This window comes from Oleiphilus sp. HI0117, assembly GCF_001635235.1.
The window spans coordinates 1-3,145 of sequence record NZ_LWGA01000274.1; the positions used below are offsets into that span (position 1 = coordinate 1).

At 44.9% G+C, this 3,145-nt stretch carries 2 protein-coding genes and 1 pseudogene; 2 read left to right on the forward strand and 1 reads right to left on the reverse strand.

Going from position 1 to position 3,145, the window contains the following annotated elements; translation table 11 throughout:
- A partial coding sequence (locus A3757_RS26220) for a hypothetical protein (RefSeq protein WP_197469713.1) occupies positions 1-192 on the forward strand: 192 nt, incomplete at its 5' end.
- 586 nt (positions 193-778) lie between these two features.
- Here the strand turns inward: A3757_RS26220 and A3757_RS03415 are convergent.
- Positions 779-1,933: an IS110 family transposase gene (locus A3757_RS03415; RefSeq protein WP_068510169.1), complete on the reverse strand. Its 1,155-nt coding sequence runs from the start codon at positions 1,931-1,933 to the stop codon at positions 779-781.
- Positions 1,934-2,206: 273 nt separating this feature from the next.
- Between A3757_RS03415 and A3757_RS27505 the strand changes: the two are divergent.
- Positions 2,207-3,145, forward strand: a pseudogene (locus A3757_RS27505) (transposase); the annotation flags it as partial.

Here is a 3,145-nt window from a genome sequence, read left to right on the forward strand (position 1 = left end):
AAAAGTTTAAGTGAACTACAAAGTCAGCATATCGAGGTACAACCTCAGGATGGTTTATTCTCTGAACCACGAATTAGCATTCCATTAGATGATGCTAAAAGCCTTTGGGGAGAGCCCCAAAGTACGGAAAATCTATGGGGCGAAAAAGCTTTGGGTTCTGGTATCGCTTTAAGTGCAGCAGCTACTGGCTGAATTAGTTGGGCGGGTTATGGAGTAATAGAGCTGATGTTTTTGCCTCCTTGCCAAGAACATGTATGGTCAATAAAAAATAAACAAGTCTTAGCTAAAAGCTGCAGTACCATTGGTACAGGGTATCAATCCAAAATAGTAAAATGGGATTGGTCCGAAAATTAAATCAGCTAACAAGTTTAGCCTGCCTCGCCCCGGAAAAGGCCCCGGGGCTGGACTCGCTATCGCTCGCCGCAGCTAAAGGCGTTGGTATGACTCCCCACGTCAAGAGGCCCGCACAAAATCCTGCCGGAACCTCGGCCAGAGCCTTTCTTTTTAATTAACATTCTTCCCGTTAGGGAAGCGTCAACGCATCAGATGAAGCAAGTAATTTCGACGGTGATCATGCTGGTATTCGTGGGTTGCTAACGCGACGCGTTAACCTATCCAACCTTACTTATTACGTCGTGGTGCCTGTCTTCAGTCTATGCTCGTGGATCAATGTACTGCTAGCTCATTGCCAACCTAACGCCTTCGGTGATTGCACCACAGCCGCTGCTTGATCTTTTGCATTGACGCTAAACTTGTTCATGTATTATTCCTTATCTACTTAAGCGGGTACGCGTGAGATTCGTGTTTTTGGATCTATTCTGGGTAAGGTGACTTCCTTCGAGATTGACCAGATATAAGCTATCAGTTCTCGTGCGATCGCCGTTACCACGACACTTCGATGTTTACCTTTGTGTATTAGTCGTTGATATCGTCTACATAATCTCTGTTGTGCTTGCCAAGCTTGATCAATTACCTCTTTCGGCAATCCTTCCTGCCTGAGCTGTAATTCCTTCGATATCTTTGCGGGATAGCGATAGCTATGTGCAGCCTCAACTAACAATCTCCTCGCTCGCCCATTTCCACACTTGGTGATCGCGCCTAAGTGTCGTTTTCCTCCACTTGAATGTTCGGAGGGCGTCGTTCCGATATAACTCATCAGTTTTCTAGGGCTATCAAATCGTGTTAAGTCTCCTAGCTCTACAATGACACCAGTGGCGGTGAGCAGTCGAACGCCTCTCAAGGCTTGTATCGCTTTCACAACCGGATAATATCGCCATTGCTTCACGTGATGGGCGAGTTCATTGTCCAGACGCTCTAGTCGAGCATTGCGTTCTGAAATGGTTTGAATCATCTCTTGCAAGACAAATTGCTGACTAGGATGAGGTAAGATGATCTCTGTTAACCAACGAAGGTGTTTTAAGCTCCAATTTGATTTGCCTGAATAGTTAATATGGTTTCTGAGCAGCAAGGCTTTTAGCTGGAAACGTGCATTATTCAAATCATGCATTGCACGCTCACGTGCTCGAGATAGATCTCGTATTGCTTCATCTGCGGGTTCAGGAACGTAAATCGGATCAAGGTCGCCATTACGAACCAAACGAGCTAAATCTTGTGCATCGCGTTTATCTGTTTTCACGCGTTGTCCGGGTTTCTTTGGAATCAGTGATGGCGCAACAACATAGCAACAATGGCCTAAGCTTGTCAGCAATCGATAAATCCAGTAGCCACAGGGGCCTGCTTCATAAACAAAATGCAGGGTAGCCTGCGGGTATTTGCTTTCAAACTGTCTTGCCATCTTGGTAAGTGATACTTTGGCTGAAGAAACTCTTCCAAGATGCTTTACTTCTGAGCCTCGTTGATCTTCGCAATATGCGACTTCGGTGAACTCCTTATGGGTGTCCAATCCGACAAAAATTATGGTATTGTTTTTCATGGTGCTGGCCTCCGCTTATATGGTATGACACATATATTATGGCTCTGGCTTTGCTAACCCACGATAGGAGGTCAGCACTCTTTTGGGACGTGGGGAGTCATTATGTCTATGTGCAAAAAACCAACTAAAATATGTGCTTAGCGTACTTGGTTGCCAAAAAGGTGGTCTCGTTCAACAAACCTTTTTCATTAAGTTTTATACCCCCCTGTGTCAGGATAGTTGTCGCCTCTGTTAATTTTTAATAATTGAATAGGAGGCGGTAAGAGAATATGAGTGAAGCATTATTCAAAAGAGTTTAAAGAAGCCATTGTTAAGAAGTGGCTTGAAAGTGGGTTATCATTAAGAACGTTTTCAGCCCAGGAAAACATAAACCTATCCACCTTGTATTCCTGGCGAGATAAATTTCAATTACCAGGTTCAAGTGTGACAAAAAGTAGTAGTCCAGATAACTGGTCTCCAGAAGCAAAGTTTTCAATTGTTCTGGAAACCGCCATGATGTCGGAGATAGAGCTAAGTGAGTATTGCCGAGAAAAAGGGCTGTACCCTGATCAGGTGAAGCAATGGAAACAATCTTGTATTAACAACAATATGACTGAGGCTCAGCGTAAGAAACAGGAAGCTGCAGAGCGCAAAGCAGATAAGAAGCGTATTAAGCAGTTAGAGAAGGAGCTAAAACGCAAAGATGCAGCACTTGCTGAAACTGCTGCATTATTGGTGCTCAGAAAAAAGCTCAATGCCTACTGGGGGGAAGACGAGGACAGCTAACCATGCTTCCAGATAGGCAATATTATGTGGAGCTGATTGATGAAGCCGTTAGTGCTGGAGCCAGAAGAGTGAAAGCCTGTGAGCTAATAGGCTTATCGCTTCGGACCTTACAACGCTGGATTGAAGATGGTGGCGTTACACAGGACAAAAGACAGTCAGCTATTAGACCTGAGCCAAAGAATAAGTTGTCAGAAACCGAGCGACAGAGCATTATCAATATCTGTAACGAGCCCGAATATGCGGACCTTCCACCCAGCCAAATCGTACCAAGGCTAGCGGATAAAGGGCAATATATTGCTTCTGAGTCCAGCTTTTATCGTGTGCTCAAAGCACATAATCAACTGGCTCACAGGGGGCGAGACAAGCCCAAAAATGGTACGAAGAAACCGAAGGGATATACGGCCACTGGGCCAAATGAAGTCTGGAGTTGGGATATTACGTACTGCC

What these genes read in the sequence shown, in the direction of transcription:
- A3757_RS03415 (WP_068510169.1), bottom strand. Translation starts at nt 1,933, where the DNA reads ATGAAAAACAATACCATAATTTTTGTCGGATTGGACACCCATAAGGAG.